Annotated in this window: 18 protein-coding genes and 1 tRNA gene; 7 read left to right on the top strand and 12 right to left on the bottom strand. The window is 65.6% G+C overall.

The annotated features are described in order from the left end of the window. Positions 1 to 71: 71 nt before the first annotated feature. Positions 72 to 1,433 carry a hydrolase gene (locus tag XH92_RS01500; protein ID WP_194457655.1) on the bottom strand — a complete coding sequence of 454 codons (1,362 nt, stop codon included), beginning with the start codon at positions 1,431 to 1,433 and terminating at the stop codon, positions 72 to 74. 151 nt (positions 1,434 to 1,584) lie between these two features. On the opposite strand from XH92_RS01500, the gene XH92_RS01495 reads away from it, so the two are divergent. After that, positions 1,585 to 3,264, top strand: coding sequence for an MFS transporter (locus tag XH92_RS01495; RefSeq protein WP_194457654.1), 1,680 nt, complete (start codon positions 1,585 to 1,587; stop codon positions 3,262 to 3,264). Positions 3,265 to 3,323: 59 nt separating this feature from the next. Here XH92_RS01495 and XH92_RS01490 read toward each other — a convergent pair whose 3' ends face one another. Then, positions 3,324 to 3,539: a cysteine rich repeat-containing protein gene (locus XH92_RS01490; protein ID WP_050631287.1), complete on the bottom strand. Its 216-nt coding sequence runs from the start codon at positions 3,537 to 3,539 to the stop codon at positions 3,324 to 3,326. Between the two features lie 162 nt (positions 3,540 to 3,701). Then, positions 3,702 to 3,992 (bottom strand): hypothetical protein, encoded by a 291-nt coding sequence (locus XH92_RS01485; protein ID WP_371817918.1) that lies wholly within the window; start codon positions 3,990 to 3,992, stop codon positions 3,702 to 3,704. Between the two features lie 218 nt (positions 3,993 to 4,210). Here XH92_RS01485 and XH92_RS01480 point away from each other — a divergent pair, with 218 nt between their 5' ends. Beyond that, a complete protein-coding gene (locus XH92_RS01480; protein WP_194457653.1) occupies positions 4,211 to 5,272 on the top strand; it encodes a polysaccharide deacetylase family protein in 1,062 nt (353 codons plus the stop codon). Positions 5,273 to 5,596: 324 nt separating this feature from the next. Here the strand turns inward: XH92_RS01480 and XH92_RS01475 are convergent, their stop codons facing one another. Continuing rightward, positions 5,597 to 6,031: a hypothetical protein gene (locus tag XH92_RS01475; RefSeq protein ID WP_194457652.1), complete on the bottom strand. Its 435-nt coding sequence runs from the start codon at positions 6,029 to 6,031 to the stop codon at positions 5,597 to 5,599. 314 nt (positions 6,032 to 6,345) lie between these two features. On the opposite strand from XH92_RS01475, the gene XH92_RS01470 reads away from it, so the two are divergent. Then, positions 6,346 to 7,413: a hypothetical protein gene (locus XH92_RS01470; protein WP_246788170.1), complete on the top strand. Its 1,068-nt coding sequence runs from the start codon at positions 6,346 to 6,348 to the stop codon at positions 7,411 to 7,413. A 100-nt stretch (positions 7,414 to 7,513) separates the two neighbouring features. Here the strand turns inward: XH92_RS01470 and XH92_RS01465 are convergent, their stop codons facing one another. The 5 genes from XH92_RS01465 to XH92_RS01445 all read right to left on the bottom strand — a co-directional run bounded on the left by XH92_RS01465 (position 7,514) and on the right by XH92_RS01445 (position 14,692). After that, positions 7,514 to 10,144: a glycosyltransferase gene (locus XH92_RS01465; protein WP_194457651.1), complete on the bottom strand. Its 2,631-nt coding sequence runs from the start codon at positions 10,142 to 10,144 to the stop codon at positions 7,514 to 7,516. Positions 10,145 to 10,634: 490 nt separating this feature from the next. Next, positions 10,635 to 10,710, bottom strand: a tRNA-Thr gene (locus XH92_RS01460). A 109-nt stretch (positions 10,711 to 10,819) separates the two neighbouring features. Next, positions 10,820 to 12,574 (bottom strand): heme biosynthesis protein HemY, encoded by a 1,755-nt coding sequence (locus XH92_RS01455; RefSeq protein ID WP_194457650.1) that lies wholly within the window; start codon positions 12,572 to 12,574, stop codon positions 10,820 to 10,822. A 20-nt stretch (positions 12,575 to 12,594) separates the two neighbouring features. Further along, a complete protein-coding gene (locus XH92_RS01450) occupies positions 12,595 to 13,842 on the bottom strand; it encodes a COG4223 family protein (RefSeq protein WP_194457649.1) in 1,248 nt (415 codons plus the stop codon). A gap of 121 nt (positions 13,843 to 13,963) precedes the next feature. Continuing rightward, positions 13,964 to 14,692 (bottom strand): uroporphyrinogen-III synthase, encoded by a 729-nt coding sequence (locus XH92_RS01445; protein WP_194457648.1) that lies wholly within the window; start codon positions 14,690 to 14,692, stop codon positions 13,964 to 13,966. Between the two features lie 176 nt (positions 14,693 to 14,868). On the opposite strand from XH92_RS01445, the gene tsaD reads away from it, so the two are divergent. Together tsaD and XH92_RS01435 are read left to right on the top strand one after the other, a co-directional pair. Next, positions 14,869 to 15,942: a tRNA (adenosine(37)-N6)-threonylcarbamoyltransferase complex transferase subunit TsaD gene (gene tsaD, locus XH92_RS01440; protein ID WP_194457647.1), complete on the top strand. Its 1,074-nt coding sequence runs from the start codon at positions 14,869 to 14,871 to the stop codon at positions 15,940 to 15,942. A 203-nt stretch (positions 15,943 to 16,145) separates the two neighbouring features. Beyond that, positions 16,146 to 17,126, top strand: coding sequence for an NAD(P)H-dependent glycerol-3-phosphate dehydrogenase (locus tag XH92_RS01435; protein WP_194457646.1), 981 nt, complete (start codon positions 16,146 to 16,148; stop codon positions 17,124 to 17,126). On the opposite strand, the gene XH92_RS01430 is transcribed toward XH92_RS01435, so the two are convergent. Beyond that, a complete protein-coding gene (locus XH92_RS01430) occupies positions 17,127 to 17,888 on the bottom strand; it encodes a haloacid dehalogenase type II (protein WP_194457645.1) in 762 nt (253 codons plus the stop codon). It lies immediately after the preceding gene. Between the two features lie 227 nt (positions 17,889 to 18,115). On the opposite strand from XH92_RS01430, the gene XH92_RS01425 reads away from it, so the two are divergent. Both XH92_RS01425 and XH92_RS01420 read left to right on the top strand, forming a co-directional pair. After that, complete coding sequence (locus tag XH92_RS01425; RefSeq protein WP_194457644.1) at positions 18,116 to 19,258, top strand: alpha/beta hydrolase; 1,143 nt, start codon at positions 18,116 to 18,118, stop codon at positions 19,256 to 19,258. A 153-nt stretch (positions 19,259 to 19,411) separates the two neighbouring features. Continuing rightward, positions 19,412 to 19,825, top strand: coding sequence for an EVE domain-containing protein (locus XH92_RS01420; RefSeq protein ID WP_194457643.1), 414 nt, complete (start codon positions 19,412 to 19,414; stop codon positions 19,823 to 19,825). A 143-nt stretch (positions 19,826 to 19,968) separates the two neighbouring features. Here the strand turns inward: XH92_RS01420 and XH92_RS01415 are convergent, their stop codons facing one another. Together XH92_RS01415 and XH92_RS43560 are read right to left on the bottom strand one after the other, a co-directional pair. Beyond that, a complete protein-coding gene (locus XH92_RS01415; protein WP_194461056.1) occupies positions 19,969 to 21,135 on the bottom strand; it encodes a DNA topoisomerase IB in 1,167 nt (388 codons plus the stop codon). 493 nt (positions 21,136 to 21,628) lie between these two features. Next, entirely contained in the window at positions 21,629 to 21,757 is a 129-nt protein-coding gene (locus XH92_RS43560; protein WP_256437550.1) for a hypothetical protein, read from the bottom strand. Positions 21,758 to 21,777 lie beyond the last annotated feature (20 nt).

Genomic DNA, 21,777 nt, shown 5'->3' with positions numbered 1-21,777 from the left:
CTGCCTCACGCAACGGCCGATCCGGCCATGCGATCCCGGCGCCATGAAGGCGCGCGGACCCTGTACCAGACCTAATAAGTCAGCTCGGCGACCGCAATCCGGTTCTCCGACGCCGGCCAGGCCCGCGCCACGATGCGCTCCCCGTTGAAGATCGCAGCCACCGGACGGCCGATATCGGCTGCGGCGAGCCGCAACGTCGTCACCGCATCCGTCGGCACGCCGGATTTGACATCGGCCGGTTCCTTGCCGTCGAACAGCACGATGTCGCGCGGCAGCCCGAAATAGCCGCGCGGCCGCGACATCAGCACGATGGCGCCCGCACCGGCATCGGCCGGCAACAGCGGCCGCGCCGCGCGCAGATGCACGATCTCGGACGAGCGTGCAAAGGGCGAACGATAGATATGCGTCGTCACCGCATCGGGCGAGGTCAGCACGAATTCGAGCGACCAGGATGGATCGACCTGCGCCGGACCCCAGCGGCCGTCGGCGCCGGTCTGCGAGCTGTGCAGTGGGCCACTGAGGCGCTCGCCGGTTTCCGCCGACACATGATAGATGTCGACCGTGGCACCCGACACCGGCCGGTTGGTCGGCATGCCGCCGGGCGTGCCCGTGACGAGGCCGCTCAGGCGCACCGCCGTCTCCGGCACGATCTCGATCCGCGACGGTTCGCGCCCCGCGATGAATTTGTAGATCTCGCGAAAGGCGCGCGGATGATACGCGGTCTCGCGATGGTCGACCGCGCCGAGCACCAGATTGGTCGCGCCTTTCAGCGCCGGACCTTCTGACGTGACATTGGTCGGCGTGCCCGGCTTGCCGACGAAGCGGCCGTCGGCCTGGGCATATTTGTCGAGGCCATCGCTGCGCAAGGTCAGGAAGGCGGTGCCTGATGTCACTTCGCTGTCGCCGTCGTTCAGCCCGCGCAGGAACGGACCGCGCCCGTTGAACTCGTTGCCGAGCCCATCGTCCCAGGCATAGACACCGTGGTTCGGCGTGCCGCACAGCACCGCGTGGCTGACGTCGCCGCTGCCACCGTTCTTGATGGTGTTGCGGATCGCATTGCCGCCGCGCGAATTGCCGACCAGCGCGATGCGTGCGGCGCCACTCTTCTGCTTTAGGTCCTTGATCGCCTCGGCAAGCTCGCGGCGCTGGTCCTCGGTCGAGGAGCGGCCCGCCTGCTCGACCTTGTCGTCCGTGCGCGCCAGGGGATCGGTGAAATTGATCGCGGCCATGCGCTCGCGCGGCACGCCGTTGGATTCCATCCGCCAGAGCGTCGTCAACCAAAGCGCTGCGTGGTCGCCATTGCCGTGCACGAACAGGATCGGCGGGAGGTCGCCGGCGGGTGTCGGCTGGGCCAAAGCCGGGGCGGCAAAGCGGCCTGCCAACAGGGAGAGGGCGCCGGCCCCTTGCAATAAACTCCGCCGCGACAGCGCCATTGGTCCCCTTCCCCAACCCTTTCAGGGCTTTAGCTGTGTCCTACACCGGCCAAAAATACCGTAATCTCTGGACAGGACACGCGTTTCGCGGGCATCAGTTGATGCAGCCGGAATCATTCAGCAAATCATAGCAGGCCAACCGGAACCGGATATGACCGAAGCGCGTGATCGACCCGACAGTATCACTGCACCGTTGCGGCATTCAATCTTCAGGCGAATCTGGCTCGCCAGCTTGCTCTCCAATCTCGGCATCCTGATCCAGGGCGTCGGCGCTGCCTGGGCGATGACCCAGATGACCGCGGAGGCCGACAAGGTCGCACTGGTACAGACCGCGCTGATGCTGCCGGTGATGCTGATCTCGATGCCGGCCGGCGCCATCGCCGACATGCATGACCGCCGCATCGTGGCGCTGGTCTCGCTCGCGATCGCGCTCTCCGGCGCCACCACGCTGACGGTGCTGGCCTGGCTCAATCTGGTGACGCCGAACATCCTGCTGGCGCTGTGCTTCGTCGTCGGCAGCGGCATGGCGCTGTTCGGTCCGGCCTGGCAATCCTCGGTCAGCGAGCAGGTGCCGTCGGAGACGCTGCCCGCCGCGGTCGCGCTGAACGGCATCAGCTACAACATCGCGCGCAGCTTTGGACCTGCGATCGGCGGCATCGTGGTCGCCTCCGCGGGCGCCGTGGCGGCCTTCGCCGCCAATGCCGTGCTGTATCTGCCGCTGCTGGCCGTGCTGTTCCTGTGGAATCGCGTCAGCGAGCCGTCGCGGCTGCCGCGTGAGCGGCTGAACCGCGCCATCGTCTCCGGCGTGCGCTACATCACCAACTCGCCGTCGATCAGGATCGTGCTGACCCGCACCATGGTGACCGGCATCATCGGCGGCTCGGTCTCGGCGCTGATGCCGCTGGTGGCGCGCGATCTCCTGCATGGCGGCGCGCAGACCTACGGCATCATGCTCGGCGCCTTCGGCATGGGCGCGGTGATCGGCGCGCTCAATATCAGCGAGATCCGCAGCCGGCTCAGCGGCGAGGCCGCGGTGCGAACCTGCGCGCTCCTGATGGGCGTTGCGATCGCAATCGTCGCCGTGAGCAAGCAGCCGGTGCTGACCGCCGCGGCGCTGGTGGTGGCCGGCGCGGTGTGGATGCTTGCGGTCGCGCTGTTCAATATCGGCGTGCAGCTGTCGGCGCCGCGCTGGGTCGCCGGCCGTTCCCTGGCGGCCTTCCAGGCCTCGATCGCCGGCGGCATTGCGATCGGAAGCTGGTGCTGGGGCCGCATCACCGACCTCGGCGGCGTCGAGATGGCGCTGCTGATCTCCGCCGGCCTGATGCTGGCATCGCCGCTGCTCGGCATCTGGCTCCGGATGCCGCCGGTCGGCGCGCGCAACGAGGATGCGACCGATATGCTGGCCGATCCCGAGGTGCGGCTGCAACTGACCGGGCGCAGCGGGCCCTTGGTGGTCGAGATCGAATACCGGGTGGCGCAGGACAATGCCCGCGCCTTCCACAATGTGATGCAGGACGTGCAGCTCAGCCGCCAGCGCAACGGCGCCTATGGCTGGTCGATCGCGCGCGACATCGCCGATCCCGAATTGTGGACCGAGCGCTATCATTGTCCGACCTGGCTCGACTTCCTGCGCCAGCGCAACCGCGCCACCCAGATCGAGCGCGAGCTGCATCAGAAGGCAGCCGACTTCCACATCGGCGCCGAGCCGATCCGCGTGCGCCGGATGCTGGAGCGTCCATTCGGCTCGGTGCGCTGGAAGGACGAGACCCCGGACCGCGCCGCCAAGGAGGTGATCCCGGTGGTCGCGACCGCGGCGGGAAGTAGTACTTAGGTCTAGACAGTCATTCCGGGGCGATGCGAAGCATCGAACCCGGAATGACAACGAGATCGTTACTGCCCGTTATCGGTGAGCGTCTGCTGGCAGGCCTTGCTGAGGCGGCTGCGATGCTCCTTCAGGCAAGCCAGCACGACCTGATCGCCCTCGCTGAGATGGGCACGGCAGAACCGCGAAGCGTCGCGCGAGCAGGCATCACGCCCCTGCTGCTGTGCCGAGGCGGCCGACGTCAACAGAACCAGCGGAACGACGGCGAACAGAAATCGGGTCATCTCTCAAAGCCTCAAACGAACAGAAGGCTGGTTCTATAGCGTTTCAGGGTCGCGAAGAAGCTTGAAACGGTGGACCGAACCGGCTGGTTCCGGTCCGAGGCGACCGCCCGGAGACCGACCTGCGTCTCGTCACCGCAGGTCCGGCCCAGACGACGGCGCCGATCACTCGGCGGCAGCCCTGCGCTGCGCGGCGAGATCGCGATCCAGCACGACGCGGCAGCCGCTGCTCAGCTGGGAGCGGTTCTTGACCATGCAGGCGGTGATCCTCGGGATGTTCGGGATCTCCGCGCTGCACAGCCGGAACGCGTCGCCCGAGCACATCTGCTGCGCCTCGGCGCTGAACGCAAAGCTCGCGGTCGACGACAGGACGGAAACGGTGGCCGCAAGAGCCAGCGTGACGCCGGCGCCGCGAACCGCACGCTCCAGAACCCGGCGCTTCAACATGGTGGTCATGATCGGCTCCCATCGGCACCGCACATAGCGGGCCCGTTGTCTGATGGGCCGATCCTGCACGGGCGCGAGCTGACCGACTGTGATGGTCATCACGCACGCCTAAGCCGCACTTTTTCTTCTGCTTCCGGCGCCCTGTTGGGATCGCGTTAAGACCTTGTTGGCATTAATCGCTCGTTACGGCGGTGACGTATCCTTGAGTTTCGAGAGAGTGTGTAGCGATGCGTAGTGCGTTGGGCCTGATGCTGGCCAGTGTTGTAGCGGCGATCGTGATCGCCGGCGTGTGGTTCTGGACCTCCTCGCCGCGTGCCGACGCGGCTCCTCCGCAGACAACGGCAGCAAGCCGGCCCGATCCGCTTCCAGCGGCGGCGGCAAAGCAGGCCGCCAGGGACGATGTCGAGACGACCGCGGCGCTGTCGAAGCGCGCCGATGCGACCCAGGCGGCAGCTCCGGCCGCAGTCCCCGCACCGGCGCCGGTGCCGGCTCCCGTCGCGGCCGCGCCCAGATGCGCCAATCCCGATGGGCTCGGCATCAGCCGCACCGTCGTGGTCGACACCACAGGCGGCCCGGGCTTCGGCTTCCTGCAGTACAAGCAATATGACTTCCTGACCGACCATGAGGTCGTGCTGACCTTCGACGACGGTCCGTGGCCGACCACGCCCGCCGTGCTCAAGGCGCTGGCGGACGAGTGCACCAAGGCCGTGTTCTTCCCGATCGGCCTGCACACCACCTATCACCCGGACATCCTGCGCCAGGTCGCCGCCGCCGGCCACACCATCGGCGCCCACACCTGGTCGCACGCACACCTGGCCGGCAAGAAGATCACCGAGCAGCAAGCCAAGGACGAGATCGAGAAGGGCTTCAGCGCGGTGAAGATGGCGCTGGGCAGCAACCCGGCTCCGTTCTTCCGCTTCCCAGCGCTGGCGCACACCCCGGCGACGACAGCCTATCTCGGCACGCGCAACATCGCGATGTTCTCGGTCGACGTCGACTCCAACGACTTCAAATCCAAGAGCGCCGACGAAGTGATCAACAACGTGATGACCAAGCTCGACAAGGAGCACAAGGGCATCATCCTGATGCACGATCTGCAGAAGCACACCGCGCAGGCGCTGCCGACGCTGCTGCGCAAGCTGAAGGCGGGCGGCTACAAGGTGGTCTGGATGAAGGCCAAGACCCAGATCGAGACGCTGCCCGAATACGACGCGATGATGGCAAAGACCGAGAAGCCGATCGCAACGGGCCGGCCGATCGGCAACGTCGTGCAGACGGTCGCCGAGTAACGCCGGCCACGCATTGAATACGCGCAAAGCGCCCCTGGACCCGGGTCCAGGGGCGCTTTCGCTTTCTGAGTGCAGCCACCTTCTGCCGGTCCGGCACCGCCGGACGATCTGGAGCGCCGATGCGCCGTCGCGAATGGCACCATCGCGCCCGGCGGCTACGGCTCTCACCAAAATATCGAAAACAACCCCATGCACAGTAGCCGGCGGGCGCCGGCGCTCGACAAGGCAACTTGACCGTCGGGCAAGGACGTGGATGTCCGGGCCATTTTGCTTGAAGGCGCGCCCTCGCGCGCCTGCCTGGGCATGACGAAACTGAACGTGTGGCTACCAGTAAATTCCGTGGCGATGCAGCTCGCCGATGATGCGGCCCTCGGTCCAGCGCCGGGCGTGGCGGCGATGGCTCGACCTGTGCCAAGCCGTCCGCTGCTCCGGTGCCGGCCCTGCGTCCAACACCGAAGGCTGAACATCGGCTTGCTGCTGCATGGGCGCCTGCTGCAAGGCCGTCTGGGCTTGCGGCTGCGAAGCCGGAGCCGGCGCCGCAACCGGCGCTGCCCGCTCGGCATATTTTGGCGCTTCCGGCGGCATTAGTGGCGCGACGGCGGGCGCCGCCGGCGCATCGGCAACCTTGTCCACAGCATTGACCGAGTTCGACACCGCGGCCGGTAGCGCCGCTACCCCGCCCAACGACAGGCTTCGTTCGCCGGCCTGCGCGGAAGCGGAAGCCAAAACCATCGCCGCGATCAGGATGAGTTTGCGCATTGTTGTTCTCCCGTTGGTGGCCGGGAGACTAGCCACGCCGGGCTCAGGATTTTGTGAGATGCATCACGCTGCCAGCACAGTAGCCGTCAACGGGTTCGCGTGGTCCAGTCGGATTGTTGGAACTTGGTCCTATGCGTGGGCCCGTATCACCGTAGGTTCTGGCTTCGAGACATGGTTTCAGTGCAACGCCGCTCGCCCGGGCACGCCAGCGTCTACCGCACTATCTTGTGTGCTGCGTCTCCAATGACGACCCGGGAATAGATCAGTCGGTTTGACCCTCTCCTTTGGACAATGCCTGAACTCTGGAGACCTCAGTGAGTGCATTTGAACAAGGTCGCGTACGGCCCGGCGGCGATGGCCTGGCGAATGCGGCCGCGGAAAAGCTGCGTTCGATGGCCCCGGCGGCCGGGGCGATGGCGTATCCGTTCCTGCTCGACGGCTTTCATCTCACTGTCTCTCCCGCCGATGGTCCGATGTCGTTTGGGCGACTGGTTCTGGCAGCGCTTTGCCTGTTGGCCGCGACGGGCGCCCCCTTGCTGGGTCTAGCCTGCGCCTATTGGATGACCAAAGCAGCGCCGTCGTCGTTCGAGCTGCGCGCCCGGCGACTCGCCTATCTCAGCATCGGTGCCCCGCCACTGTTCGTGCTGACCGGCGTCGGCCTCGGACTGCTGCACATCCATATCAGCGACGAGCTCATATGGATCGCGGGCTGGCTGGCCGCCTGCCTTTACGTCCTGCTCGGCAGTGAACAAGAACGGCCGGCAACATCAGCCGCGATTGCTCCGCCGATCGCAAGATGGCGCGTCACGCATGGCGTCGCCGCAGCCGTCATCCTTCTCTATGTCGCGTTCCACCTCACCAATCATCTGCTCGGCCTGCTCGGACCCGAGGTTCATGCCACCGTGATGAAGTTGGGCCGCACGGTCTATCGATCGTCCGTGATCGAGCCCATCCTTGTCGCCTTGATGCTGTTCCAGGTCGCCGTTGGCGTGCGGCTCGCCTGGCGCTGGAGCTCAGGGCCGGCGGACGCATTCCGCGTGTTTCAGATCGGCTCCGGCGTCTACCTCGCGGCGTTCATCGTCACCCATCTGAACTCCGCATTCGTCTCGGCGCGGGCCGTGCACCACGTCGACACCAATTGGGACTGGGCATCGGGCGCGCCGACCGGCCTGATCCACGACGCCTGGAGCATTCGCCTGGTGCCGCACTATGCACTCGGCGTCTTCTTCGTGCTCGCCCATCTCGTATCGGGATTGCGCGGCGTCCTGATCGCGCACGGCATGGCGACGGCGCTCGCCAACCGGATCTGGGCAACCGGGCTCGCGGCCGCCGGACTGATCGCGATTGCGATCATGAGCGGACTGTGCGGCGCGCGCATCTAGAGCATTTTCGAGCGAAGTGGACACCCGGTTCGCGTGAAGAAAACGCGTCAATACAAAAATCTAGAGCTTCGGTTCTGATTCAATCAGGACCGAAAATGCTCTAGGCGGCGCAAATCGTCTGATAGGCCGCCAGTTGAAGCGCGACGACGCGTTGCGCGGAATGACATTTTTCGAACCACAGACGCGCGGCATCGCCGCGGCGATTGTCGTCCAGCGGATCGTCTAGAACCTCAAGAATCCGGGCCGCGCACGTCTCGACGCTGTCGGCGGCCAGGCAGGGCGGCACCGCTCCAAAGAACTCCGCCGATTGGGTTTCATCGAGATTTGTGATGACGCGGCGGCCGAGCGCCATTGCCTCAAAGGTCACTCCGCCGATCGCCGGGATCCTGAACTGATCGACGACGACGTCACTCGAGCAGTACAGCTGGCGCAGCTCCGCCTTGTTCAACGACGGTATCCACGAAACCATGTCTTCAATTCCGAGTTCCTGAATGAGGTCCTTGCTTCGGTGAACATCAACGCCCCACTCGACCAGGATGATACGAAAATCGCGATCCGTTTGCGCAACCTGCGCGGCCGCTCTCAAGAAGAGATTATTGCCCTTCTGCATCGAAGCGGGTGCAGCGTGCCAGTGGTGGCGCGTCGGGCTAAAGAACGTGGTGATGTTGGAGTTCCGCTTCGGGATCTTGAGCCCTGCCCGAAAGGTTGAAATCTTTTCGTCGTCGAAGGCATGCGGAAGGTAAACGGTCCGCTCCCTCTTCAATTTCAGCCGCTGCACGGACGGCAGCACGTCCGAATTGGTCACGAACGAAAAAGCTGCATTCTTGTACGCCGCCGAACAAAGAATGCCATTGTAGCTCCTCTCAAAGGGCACCTCACGCAACGTTCCGTGTTCGTAACACGTGTAATTCTTGAATCCGTTGATGAACGGAATGAACCCGTCGATCGAATAACCCTGAATGATGTCGTATTGCTCCAAGATGTCGGCGAACTCATTGGCAACCGTGGATGCGAAGGCTTCGACGGAAACCAGGGCTTCTGCCGGATAATCCGTGAACTGCCGCAGCACGTCTCCAAGCAGTGCCGCACGTTGCGCGGCGTTTCGATCCTCCCCCTTGCCGTATTTTTCGAAATAGCGAAACTCCGGGCGATCGATGATCTCCGGGCGGATCTCCACGGGAACGACCGATGATCCGACGTCAGCAGCCGCGCTGCTTGCCGCCGGCATCACGGTGTCAGGATTTGGGATCGTGAAGACGTTGCTTTCGCTTGCAACTGGCGCCGCGACGTCGGGGTCCGGTGTCGTGAAGGCATCAGCGGGAAACTCGAAGCCAAAGCGCGGCAAGCCGCGGCTGCGCCGCTGACTTCGCCAAAACGCGACCGCCAAGCTCGACCAGGCGGCAACGCCGGTTTTCGCCTCACGCCGCAAATGAACAAACACATATTTCGTCAGTAAAGAGCGATAGACCGATGTGAGGTAGCTTGGTCCTTTGGGACTTGCTGACGACAGATCGCGAAGGGTCCCATGTTCATTGCTTTCGCCTGCAACCGGCGTCGCGGCGTCAGGATCCGGCGTCGTGAACACCTCAGCGGGAAATTCGAAGCCGAAGCGCGGCAAGCCGCGGCTGCGCCTCTGACTTCGCCAAATTGCGACCGCCAAACTCGACCCGGAGACAACCCCGGTTTCCGCCTCACGCCGCAGATGAACAAATACGTACTTCGCCAGCAAGGCTCGATAGATCGATGTGAGGCGGCCAGGTCCTTCGGGATTCGCTGACCGCGAACGGCGAGACGCTACATACTCATGGCTTTGGCTTGCAGCCGGCGTCGCGGTGACGAGATCCGGCATCGTGAAGACATCCGCGGGAAACTCGAATCCAAAGCGTGGCAAGCCACGGCTGCGTCTCTGGCTTCGCCAGATGGCGACCGCCAAGCTCGGCCCGGCGACCACGCCGGTTTCCGCCTCACGCCGCAAATGAACAAAGACGTACTTCGCAAGCAAGGAGCGATAGGTCGAGACGAGGCGGCCTGGTCCTTCGGGATTCGGATATTCGTCGGCGAGAACCCGGCTTTGCTCGATCTGCGGATTTGGTGAGACTGCCTTCGACGAGGCCGGCGAAATGGGGGAGAGTGCAGACTCAGGCTCGATGGCCGCCTCTGGCAGGACGATGGCCGGCTGATCGAGCGGCTGCGGGATTCTGGATGCCTGACTCGACTGGAAGTCCCGAAAATCGCGCGCAATCGAGATCGTGTCTGCCAGATGCGCCGGCATCGGTGGACGGACGCGACTCTCTGCAGCAGCGATGCCATCAAGCATCTCCCAATATCTCGCCTGCAGCAGCGTCCAAAAAAATGCTGCAGCTCCGCTGTCGCCGGCGTTCTTCGCACGAAGATACGCGAGGCAATCGAGAACGGGGCCTTGCACAAACCAGTCCGGTCGCCGCCAACCACCCAACTCGGTGGCCCACCAATCCGGGAACATGTTGTCGACGTTGCCGTCGAAGCTTGCGGCCTCCCACTCGGGGCAACCCATGACGTGATAGTAGTTATAGCAAATGACATCCGCCTCGATTCCGAAGCGGCGCTGAATCAAGGCATTGTTGTAGGCGTTGTTGGCGATATTGCCGATATGCAGGACGCGGAGCGGGCGGTTATGGGCGCGCTGGAACTCCCTCAGAAAGGCAAGCTGTAGTTGAAACTCGCTATCGCGATCCTTTGGTCCCAACGTCATTCCCCAGCAATCGTATTCAGGTATTAAACTTCAGCGCGAAAACACACAATCAACGAACACCGATTCCGCGGCGGTCATTGTGCTCCATGTCGCGTCCCATCTCACCAATCAATTAGGCGGCTTGCGCGTTAGGTGCGGCTCGCGTGGCGTTCGTGTCACTACCGGCTGATGCGTGACGCGTGTTACGGATCGTCGCGCGCATTGACCTCGCCACGCGCATCGTCACCTATCTGAATACCACGCCGTCTCGACGCGGGTGTGCACCACATCGATACTACTTGGCTTGGTGGCGTTTTCTTGGTGTTTTCGCGTCTCCCGCCGGGGTTGTGCGGTGCGTTGACGCATCGGGTGGCGGCGCCAGTCGCCAACAGCAGTCGGGCCCGCAACAGGCGGCGCGGTTGCGATTGCGCTCATATGCAGATTGTGCCGCCCGAGAATCCAGGCGAGCAAAGCTCACCTGCGCATCGAGGCGAAAGATGGTCCTGAGCGGTGGTGCCGCAAGAGGGACTCGAACCCCCGACCCCGTCATTACGAATGACGTGCTCTACCAACTGAGCTATTGCGGCGAACCGTTCGGCGACGGCCTGACAATTCGCGCCACCTGATATCGGGCATGACCCCGATTGGCAAGGATGGCGCGGTTATTTAACCGCACACCGGTTATCTAACCGCGAATTAGCTTCCCAAACGTGACAGAAATCCGCGCCAACCGCCGATCTGGGCCTTGGGCGGGCCGATTTGTTCCGCAAATTCGTCCACGGCGCCGTCCTCGTCGACCCCGGGGTCGTCGGGGGCCCGGACGATGGGGATCACGGCCGGAATCGGCGCAGGGGCCGCCTTGGGCAGGTCGGACCTCGAACGGAACAGGGGGGCCGGCGCCGGGGGAGCCGATTCGGCGGCCGGCGGCGGGGCCGGCTCCGGCGCGGGCGGGTCGGCCGGAACTGGGGCCGGGTCGGCCTCAATGGTCGCCGGGAGCGGGGCGTTATCCTGCACCGGCGGCGCGGCCGGCTCGACGGACTTGACCTCAACCCTGGCCTCGACCGGCTCCGCCACCTCGGGCTCGCTGGCCACCGCCTTGGGCGGCTCGACCCGCCGCGGCGCCAGCATCGCCTCCTCGAACGGCGAGGGCTCGATCGCATGGCCCTTGTCGGAGGGCAGCGCCGCCACCGGCGTCTGCCACTGGAAGGCGTCGAGACGGCCGGTGACCGGCGACACCGGACGCCATCGGTCCGAGACATAGCCGTCCGCGGTCCACACCGGATCGTGCAGCGCGCGCACCGCGCGCAAGGTCCAGGCCCGCGCCCGGCCGCTGTCGCCATGCTCGGTGCGTTCGACCTCCGCCATCAATAGCGCGACGCGCTGCGTCGGCGCCGCGACAAACGGCTCCAGCGCCGCACGCGCCTTGGCGAATTCGGCGGCATCGATCGCGGCGCGCGCGATCGCCAGCGCGCCTTCGATATGGCCAGGCGTTTTCGCCGCCAGCGTCTCGACGCGCACCAGGCGCTGGCGCGCGGAATCGCCGAGCCGCACATGCGAATAGGCATCGGCGAGATCGGGATGCGGTTGCGCCAGCCACGCGGTCTCGACGATGCGCATCGAACGGCGCACCTGATGCGCCTCGCTCTCGAACCTGGCGGCAAGCACCGCGGCCGGGATCAGCGTCGGCGCCAGCTTGAGCGCCTCCATCGCGCTCGAGCGCGACAGGTCGCGATCGACGGTCTCGAACTCCAGCGCACGCGCCGTCAGCAGCACGCCGCGCTGCCGCCGGTAGGTCGCCTTGTCGATCAACCCGGCGGCCTGGTTGTTGTCGATGATCGAGAGCGCGCCGGCCCAGTCGCCCTTGGCGCAGCAGAAGCCGAGCACCGCATGCGAAGCCCATGACGAGGACGGCGACATCTTCAGCGCTTCCTCGGCAATCATCACCGCCGCCACCGGATCGTCGGCACGCTGCGCCTCGATGAACAGGCCGCGCAAGCCGAGCAGCCGCGTATCGGGGCGCTCGGCCATGGCGCGGAAGGCGCGCTGCGCGCCGTCGCGATCGCCGTCGAGCTGCGCCGATTGTGCGTGCAGCAACAGCGCCAGCGGATCGCCTCCGGCGTGGCGCCGCGCCACTTCGGCATGCGCGCGCGCCGCCGACGAATCACCATGCCCGATCGCGAGCAGGCCTTGCGTGATGGCGTGACGGCCACGCGCGTGGCGTCGTTCGCGCCGGCCGCGGCGGATGTGTCCGGGGATCTTCCACAGGCCGCGCAGGATCACGCCTGCGACCATCGCGACGACGATGACGAGGCCGAGCAGATACATCGGCTGCTTCGACGTCAGGCGCAGACCGCCCCAGTTCAGCACGAGATCGCCGGGCTGATCGGCCAACCAGGCCGCACCCGCTGCGGCGAGGGCGATCAGCAGCAGGAACAGAATGATCCGGATCATCAAGAACCTATTGCAAAGACTTACTGGTTGACGGTGGCGAGCGCCGCCATGGCGTTGTCGGCAAATTTGCGCGACGCGTCGAGCGCGGCGCGGCGCGCGTCCACCTTGGCGAGCCAGGCTTGCGCCGCGGTGCGATCAGCCGGCGGCAACGACTTCAATTCGCGCTCGGTCAATGCGAGATCATTATGCACGGCGGCCGATGTCACGCGCGCGACGATGCTGCCGCGGTCGGTCCCGGTGCCATCGGTTCGCTCGATCAGGATCAGCTTGGAAGCGCCGGCCTGCAGACGATCGACCAGGCCGGCGCTGGCTGACGCAGCTTCCGGCGGCGGCGGCGCGAGTTGCGGCACGATCTCGATCAGCTCGCGACACAGTTTATTCGGATTGGGTACGCCTGACGCGGCGAAGACGTCGAGCGGCTTCAGCAGGTCGGGATTATCGGCGATCGCTTTCGCGGCCTCGAGCGACGAGGCATAGGGATCACCGTGACGAACCGCGACGTCGAGCAGCGATGCCGCGACCACGCGGCGCAGCGGCACGTCATCTGCCTTCGCCTCGGCCTTGCTGTCGGCGATCTTGCCGTCCTGCCTGGCGATGGCGGCACCCTGCGCCTTCACCGCACCTTCGACCTTGTCGATGCGCGCCGTGATGCCGGAGATGTCGGATGCAGCCGCGCCATCGCGCGGCGCGGCCTTCGCGTCATTGACCGCCGCCGCAAGCTTGTCGGATTGCGCGCGCGTTGCGGCGAGCTCGGTGCGCAGTGCCGCGATCGATTTGTCGAGCGCCTCCAGCCGCGCCGTTGCCGCAGGATCGGCGGCCGCAGCGAGAGGCTTGCTCGTCTTTGACTCGAGCGCGGCGAGGCGCGTACCGAGCTCGTCCAATGTTACGGCACCGGGCGGCGGCGCGGACACAGGCTGCACCGCGGGCCAGCCGAGCAGCCAGCCGACCCCGATCACCAGCGCGGCCGCGACCGCGCCAGATACCGGCGCCACCACCCAGGGCGACACTGGCCGCGACGGTTCCGCGCCGGACGCCGCGGATGCGGCCTCGGGCTGCGGCTCTGCGTGGGGAGCAGGATCGGGGTGGGGCTGCGCCTCGGGCGCCGCCGCTTCCGCCGCCTTGTCGGTGTCGTTGCCGGCTTCCGGCCCCCCCGCAGGACTTGGTGGCTCGCTGGAGATCTCGGTCGCCTGAAGATCGATGGTCGGCGGCGCGCGCTTGGGCCGGGAATCCGGCGAAGGTCCTGTGTCGTCGGGCCTTTCTTCAGCCATCGCGAGGGTCCTCAAAACTACTGGCCGCATATTCTACCAGAATCGGCCCGGGTTCTTAGAGCACGATCAGAAAATCGGAGCATTGCCTAACATCATGGTCAGACGAAAGAATTAATTCCAGTCACGGCCGCAGGGCACGGCTGAGCGCTTCCAGCAGGGCATTTTCGTCCGGGCGCGCCGCAACCACCACCTTGGTCGCGCCGGCATCATGGAGCACCGCGGCGACCGCGGCCGAGATGCAGCATTGCGGCAGCGCGAGCGCCGAAACCTCGATTCCGTCGGCCCGGATCGTATCCAGGAACGCCTGCGCGCTGCGGCGGGAATAATGCAGCACCGCCGTGATCCGGTTCGCCAGGAAGGCGTCACCGACCTCCGTCGGGAAGCCGGTCACCGGCGCCATCCGGTAGGTGGTGTGGGTGACGACGCTCAAGCCCTTTTCGCTGAGCTCGCCGGCCAGATCGCGCGACAGGTCGGCGCCGGCGAGGTAGAGCAGCGTGGCTGACGCCGCCAGCTCTCCGGACTTGACCCGCGCCAGCACGAGATCGCGCAAGCTCACCGCATCGCCTTTGGCCACGATCACCCTGTCGAAGCCCGCGGCGCGCGCGGCATCGGCGGTGTGTGCGCCCACCGCGAACAGCGGCAGCCGCAACAGCCGGCTGCCGGCGAGATCGATGGCGCGCGGCGCGTTGGCGCTGGTCAGGATGATCGCGTCATAATCCGCATCGTCGTCATGGAACGGTAACGGCTCGAAGCGCAGCACCGGCGCTGCGAGGGCTTTAAAGCCGCGTTGGCGCAGCGTCGCGAGCGTCGCTTCACTGTCCGGATGCGGTCGTGTGACAAGGATGGTCACGGCGTCAGGCCTCCCGCCTTGCGATTTGGACCTTGCCGACCGATTGCACTTTGAGACCTCGCAATGCTACCCCGGAGGGGGACATTTTTGATGACCATGATCTTGCCGGAAACCGGTTCCGGCTTCTCCGGATCATGCTGGTAGCACAAGGGCCGAAATTGGGACACGAACCACCGATGCTGGTGCTGGGGATCGAGACCACCTGCGATGAAACCGCAGCCGCCGTGGTCGAGCGCCAGCCTGACGGACAGGCAAGGATCCTCTCCAACGTGGTGCGCTCGCAGACCGACGAGCACGCCCGCTTCGGCGGCGTGGTGCCGGAGATCGCGGCGCGCGCCCATGTCGACCTGCTCGACGGGATCGTCGCGTCAGCGATGAAGGAGGCCGGTGTCGGCTACGGACAATTGTCGGCGGTCGCGGCCGCCGCCGGACCCGGCCTGATCGGCGGCGTGATCGTCGGTCTCACCACCGCCAAGGCGATCGCGATGGTGCACGATACGCCGCTGATCGCGGTGAACCATCTCGAGGCGCACGCGCTGACGCCGCGGCTGACCTGCGCGCTGGCGTTTCCCTATTGCCTGTTCCTGGCTTCGGGCGGCCACACCCAGATCGTCGCCGTGGTCGGCGTCGGCGAATATGTCCGGCTCGGCACCACCGTCGACGACGCGATGGGCGAGGCGTTCGACAAGGTGGCGAAGATGCTATCGCTGCCCTATCCCGGCGGCCCGGAGGTCGAGCGCGCGGCGGCCGGCGGCGACCCGACGCGGTTTGCGTTTCCACGCCCGATGCTCGGCCGTCCCGATGCGAATTTCTCGCTGTCGGGATTGAAGACCGCGGTGCGCAATGAAGCGAGCCGGCTGGAGCCGCTGGAACCGCAGGACATCAGCGACCTCTGCGCGAGCTTCCAGGCCGCGGTGCTCGAAGCGACCGCGGATCGGCTGACCGTCGGCTTGCGCTTGTTCGAGGAGCGGTTCGGCACGCCGCGCGCGCTGGTTGCGGCCGGCGGCGTCGCCGCCAACCATGCCATCCGCAGCGCACTGCAGGATGTCGCGGCGAAAGCGCAGACCACGCTGATCATCCCGCCGCCGGCGCTCTGCACCGACAATGGCGCGATGATCGCCTGGGCCGGTGCCGAGCGGATGGCGCTCGGGATGACCGACACGCTGGAAGCGCCGCCGCGCGCCCGCTGGCTGCTCGATGCCAACGCCAAGGCGCCGGCCGGCCACGCCAACAGCCGCGCCGGATATTGAGTGATGTTTTTCCGAAGTGCGCCGCAGACACTCCTTCACCTCGCCCCGCTTGCGGGGAGAGGTCGGATCGCATGCAGCGCAGCGGAATGCGATCCGGGTGAGGGGGACTCACCGCACATTCGGTGCCTGCGGATACAGCCCCTCACCCCAACCCTCTCCCCGCAAGAGCGGGGCGAGGGAGCGCAGCCGAGCTAGAGGGTCAAATGCCCGCGCATATGTCAGTCAGCGTGATCGGTGCCGGCGCCTGGGGCACGGCATTGGCCGAGGTCGCGGCGCGCGCCGGACGCACGGTGACGCTCTATGCGCGCAATGCCGAGCATGCCGCGCAGATCCAGGCGACGCGGATCAATCCGAAGCTGGCCGGTGTCCAGCTGCATCCCGGTATCGCCGTGACGCCGGATATTGCGGCTGCGGCGCGCGCGGACATCGTCCTCGCGGTAACCCCGGCGCAGCATTTGCGCGCGGCGGTCAGCCATCTGGCGCCACACCTCAAACCCGACACGCCTGTCATCGCCTGCGCCAAGGGCATCGAGCACGGCACGCACAAATTCATGACCGAGGTGATCGCGGAAGCCGCGCCGCGCGCCGTGCCGGCGATCCTGTCGGGGCCGAGCTTTGCCGACGACGTCGCGCGCGGATTGCCGACGGCCGTGACGCTCGCCACCAAAGACGAGGCGCTGGCACGCGCGCTCGTCCAGGCGCTCGGCTCGGCGACTTTCCGGCCCTATCACACGTCAGATGTGCGCGGCGTCGAGATCGGCGGCGCGGCCAAGAACGTGCTGGCGATCGCCGCCGGCATCGTCGTCGGCAAGAATCTCGGCGCGTCCGCGCTCGCGGCACTGACCACGCGCGGCTTCAGCGAACTCGCAAGATTAGGCCGCGCCTGCGGGGCGCGCACCGAAACCCTCGCCGGCCTGTCGGGATTGGGCGATCTCCTGCTCAGCTGCTCGACCGCGCAATCGCGCAATTTCGCGCTCGGCCTCGCGCTCGGCCGCGGTGAAGCAGCGCCGGTCGGCAAACTCGCCGAAGGCGCCTTCACCGCGCCGGTGCTGTGCGAGCTCGCCGCTGCGCAGAAGGTCGACATGCCGGTGTCGAACGCGGTCGCCGCGATCCTGGGCGACCGGCTCACGATCGATGACGCGATCGAAGGCCTGCTGACGCGGCCGTTCAAGGCGGAAGGCTGATCACCGCGCCATCACAAAGGCGGCGAGATCGTTCAATCCCGATCCCATCCCGTCAGGCGCGACGCCGAGCTCCTCGGCTGACGCGTTGGCGCGGTTGACCCAGAAGGTCGGATAGCCGAACCACTTCGCCCCGGCGACATCCCAACCGGCGAACGCCGCAAAGACGATCTCCTCCTTGCGCAGCCCGAATGCGTCGACACCCATCTGGTAGGCGCGGGTATCGGGCTTGAATGCTTGAACCCGGTCGGTCGACAGATGAGCCTCGAACAGCCCCTCGAGCCCGGAGTTCCTGATGACGGCATCGAGCATCGGCGCGGTGAGATTCGACAGGAACGCCATGCGCACACCTGCGTCACGAAGCTGCCGCAGCGCGGGCTGTGCGTCAGGCCACGCCTTGAGCTCCAGATACGTCTGCATCAGGTGGTCGCGTTGCTCCGATGACAGTTCGATCTTCATTGCCCTGGCTGCGAAGATCAGCGCGTCCTCGGTGACGCGCCAGAAATCGGTGTAGCGACCGCCAAGGGTCCTGAGCCAGCCATACTCGAACTGCCGAATGCGCCAGGAGGCGCTCAACTCGGCACCCTTGCCTGGAAACATCTCTTCCACACGCGCGAACACCGGACGTGGGTCGATGATCGGGAAGCCGTCGAAGGCGATCGCCTTGAATGACGAACGCTCCGCGGCGCGCGCCTGGTCCGGCAGCACCGCCGCGGTGACCGAAGCTACGGTCAAAGCCGTGAAGGCCCGGCGATTCAGAAGCATATGATCTCCTGTGAACGAGCCTCCACATGTCACGAAGAAGCGCTTCGGCACAATCGCCGGATTGCGGCACAGACCATTCCGGAATTCACCGCAATCGAAGTCGGAATAACGGCCCCGCATCGGGGTAGCAGGCCGGCCTTCACGTCCTGAAGACGCTGTACTAGCGTGGCGGCGAACCGTCGGATCCCGGTCGAACCATCGAAAGGCGGATCCCAAGGGAAAAACACATGCGTCAACCGCAACGCGCCATCGTTTCGCTCAGCCTCCTCTCGATCAGCCTCCTCTCGATCAGCCTTGCACTCGCCGTCGCCACCTCTTGCGCCACCGCCCGCGCCCAGACCGCAGCCTCATACGACGAGCTCGCCAAGCGCGAGGCCGCGGCGAACGCCGAAGATGGCAAGCGGGTCGCCCCGCTCAAATCGATCGGCAATCCCTCCGCCGAGGTCTCCCCGGACATGCAGGCGATGATCGGCACGCCCTACCCGCCGCATTTCAACGCCGACCCGAAGACCCCTGCAGAGTGGAAGGAGTTGATCGATCGCCGCGCCAAGGAAGCCATCGCGAATATCCCGGCGATGAAGGCGAAGCTCGGCGTCAAGGTCGAGGAAACCAGACTTGCCGGCGTGCACTGCTACATCGTGACGCCGAACAAGATCGCGCTCGAGAACCGGCGGCGCCTGCTGATCCACGTCCACGGCGGCGGCTACGTGTTCGGCCCCGGCGAGGCCGCGTTGCCGGAAGCCATCATGATGGCTGGCTTCGGCGGCTACAAGGTCATCTCGGTCGACTACCGGATGCCGCCGGACTTCCCCTATCCGGCCGCGATGGACGATGCGATGGCGGTCTGGAAGGAAGTCCTGAAGTCGCACGAGCGCCACCGGCTGGCGATCTTCGGCACCTCGACCGGCGGCGCGATGACACTTGCGATGGTGCTGCGCGCGAGGGATGAGAAGCTGCCGCTGCCTGCCGCGATCGCGCCGGGTACGCCCTGGTCCGACATCGACAAGATCGGCGACAGCTACGCGAGCAACGAGTGGGTCGACAATGTGCTGGTGACCTGGGACGGCTGGCTCGGCCGCGCGGCAAAACTCTACGCCAACGGGACCAGCCTGAAGAACCCCTACATTTCGCCGATCTATGGCGACTTCAGGGGCTTTCCGCCGACCATCCTGACCTCGGGCACGCGCGACCTGTTCCTCAGCAACACGGTTCGCACGCATCGCAAACTGCGGCGCGCCGGCGTGATCGCCGATCTCAACGTCTATGAGGGGCAATCCCACGCGCAGTACCAGATGAACATCGATGCGCCCGAGACCAAGGAAGCCTTCACCGACATCGCTAAATTCTTCGATCGATATCTGAAGCAGTGAGTGCTGGGCTTCTTCGTTTGACGCGTTTTCTTCACGCGAACCGGCATCCACTTCGCTCGAAAACGCTTTGGATCGGATGCCCGCGCTTGTCGCGGGCATCCGGCTGCCTGTAGATTGCCGCGCAATGGACGCTCGTGAACGGGGTGAGTTGCGATGAATTACTGGCTGGTGAAATCCGAACCGTCGACGTGGTCGTGGGACCAGCAGGTCGCCAAGGGTGCGAAGGGCGAAGCCTGGACCGGCGTGCGCAACTTCACGGCGCGGCAGAACCTCGTCAACATGAAGAAGGGCGACAAGGCGTTCTTCTATCATTCCAACGAGGGCAAGGAGATCGTCGGCATCGCGGAGATCATCAAGGAAGCCTATCCCGATCCGACCGACAAGACCGGCAAGTTCGTCTGCGTCGACATCAAGGCCGACAAGCCGCTGAAGACCCCGGTGACGATGGCCGCGATCAAGGCCGACAAGAAGCTCGCCGACATGGCGCTGGTGAAATATTCGCGGCTCTCGGTGCAGCCGGTGACCGCGGAAGAATGGAAGTACGTCTGCAAGATGGGCGGGGTTTAACCGCTGTCGTCCCTGCGAAAGCAGGGACCCATAACCACAGGCCCGCGTAGCGGCAGCGCGCTGGGGCCCCAGCTCGTTTCCACAATCAACATTCGTGGTTATGGGTCCCGGCTCGCGCTTCGCTTGGCCGGGACGACAGAGAGTTACGCCCCGGCCGCCATCACCACCTGCGCCAGCAACTGCTCGCGCTTGGACTGGGTGCGGTAACCGCCCATCGTCGCGGCGAAGCGTTCGAGGATGCCGTCCTCGAACGCGGTGACGATGGTGTCGTGAACGTAGCTCTTGCGGCAGATCGCCGGCGTGTTGGAGAGTTGGTCGGCGGCGGCGCGGATCGCGTCCAGCACCTGGCGCTTGCGGCCGCGCTGGCTGGCGGCCGGCGTGATCCGCGACAGCGATTCGACGACGACGGCCGACGCCATCAGGGTACGGAAATCCTTCAGCGAGATCTTGATGCCGGCGAGCTCGCGCAGGAACGCGTTCACCGCCGTGGTCGAGGCGGCGCGGACGACGCCGGAGCGGTCGTAGTACTGGAACATGCGCTTGCCCGGCACGCCGCGCAGAATGCCGATCGCGCGCACCAGCTTGGCCGCGTCGCATTCCTTGCGCACGGCCTTGCCGCCCTTCGCCTTGAAGGTCAGCACGAGAGAATCATCTTCCAGCGTGACGTTGGACTTCAGAAGCGTGGTGGCGCCGCGGGTGCCGTTGAGGCGGGCATAGGATTCGTTGCCGGGCCGGATCGCGGTGCGCGCGATCAGCTCGATCACCGCCGACAGCGCGAATTCGCGCGTCGGCTCGTCGCCGGACAAAAACGCCGAGACCTTGCGCCGGATCTTCGGCAGCGCTGCGACCAGCTTGCCCAGGCGATGCGCCTTGCGCTGCTCGCGGACCTTCTCCCAGTCGGCGTGATAGCGGTATTGCAACCGGCCCGCGGCATCGAGGCCAACTGCCTGCAAATGCGTATTCGGATCGGTGGAGTAGCGGACCTGACGATAGGCCGGCGGCATCGCCATCGCGTGCAGCCGGCGGATCGTACGGGCATCCCGAACGTGCGAGCCGTTGGCGCGAACGAATGAATAACTCTTGCCACGCTTGATGCGGCGGATGGTCAGCTCGTTCTGATCGCCGAGCCGCAGGCCGAGGTCGCGCGCCAGCTCCTCAACGGAGGTCTTGATGGCGGCGGGGGCGTCGAGTTTGATCCTGGGCGGCTTTGCCTGCGGCGGCTTGGGCCATTGGCCTAGCGCCTTCGCCAGGGCGACAGCGGGATCGGCGGACATGGGCCGCACAGCCGCGATGTTCTGCTGATCCATCATACTTCCCAAGACGCCTTGTTCCGCTGTTCTCCCGGTAATGCCGTTGCTTCGGGCTTCGTTCCGGTGGGGCCGTCCGGCCTCGGATTGGCGATTTAGGGCGTCGGGACCGACATTGCGAGTCGCGAATCGGTTACAGAAGGTTCCTAAATACCTTTCATGGGTGCCATTCGCCCGCTAACCGTGATTTCGACCTCTCCGGGATCGCTCAAAATGACGCGAGCACGGTCCGGGAACCGCATCCCGATGGGCCGACCCGGACGATCTGCCGCGGCCGAACAGGTCAGAGATGGTGCCCTTTCTTGCGCTGCTCCCCGACCGCACACGGTCGTATCTCGAGGGATTCATCGACTGACCGAACGGCTTGCCGGCAGGCTCTATTGCGTCACCACAGGCATCGCTCCGACGCGCTTCTTGCCGGCGAACCATCGGGTCACGCAAATCGCCGAAGAACCAATGTTGACGCAGATCATTGCGGCGACGCCCGATAGTCTACTCAAACGTGCGTGGCGCCATCCATCAGGATCGGCACCAGCGCATCGTCGTTGCGATGGCTGACCGACAGCTCACGGAGCGACATCACTACGACCAAGAGACCAGTGACCCGGAGCGGACGATGGAGCATAGGTTTCCATCGTCAATGAG

It is taken from the genome of Bradyrhizobium sp. CCBAU 53421, from assembly GCF_015291625.1.
Lineage (GTDB): Bacteria > Pseudomonadota > Alphaproteobacteria > Rhizobiales > Xanthobacteraceae > Bradyrhizobium.
This window is presented reverse-complemented; position numbering and strand designations above follow the sequence as displayed.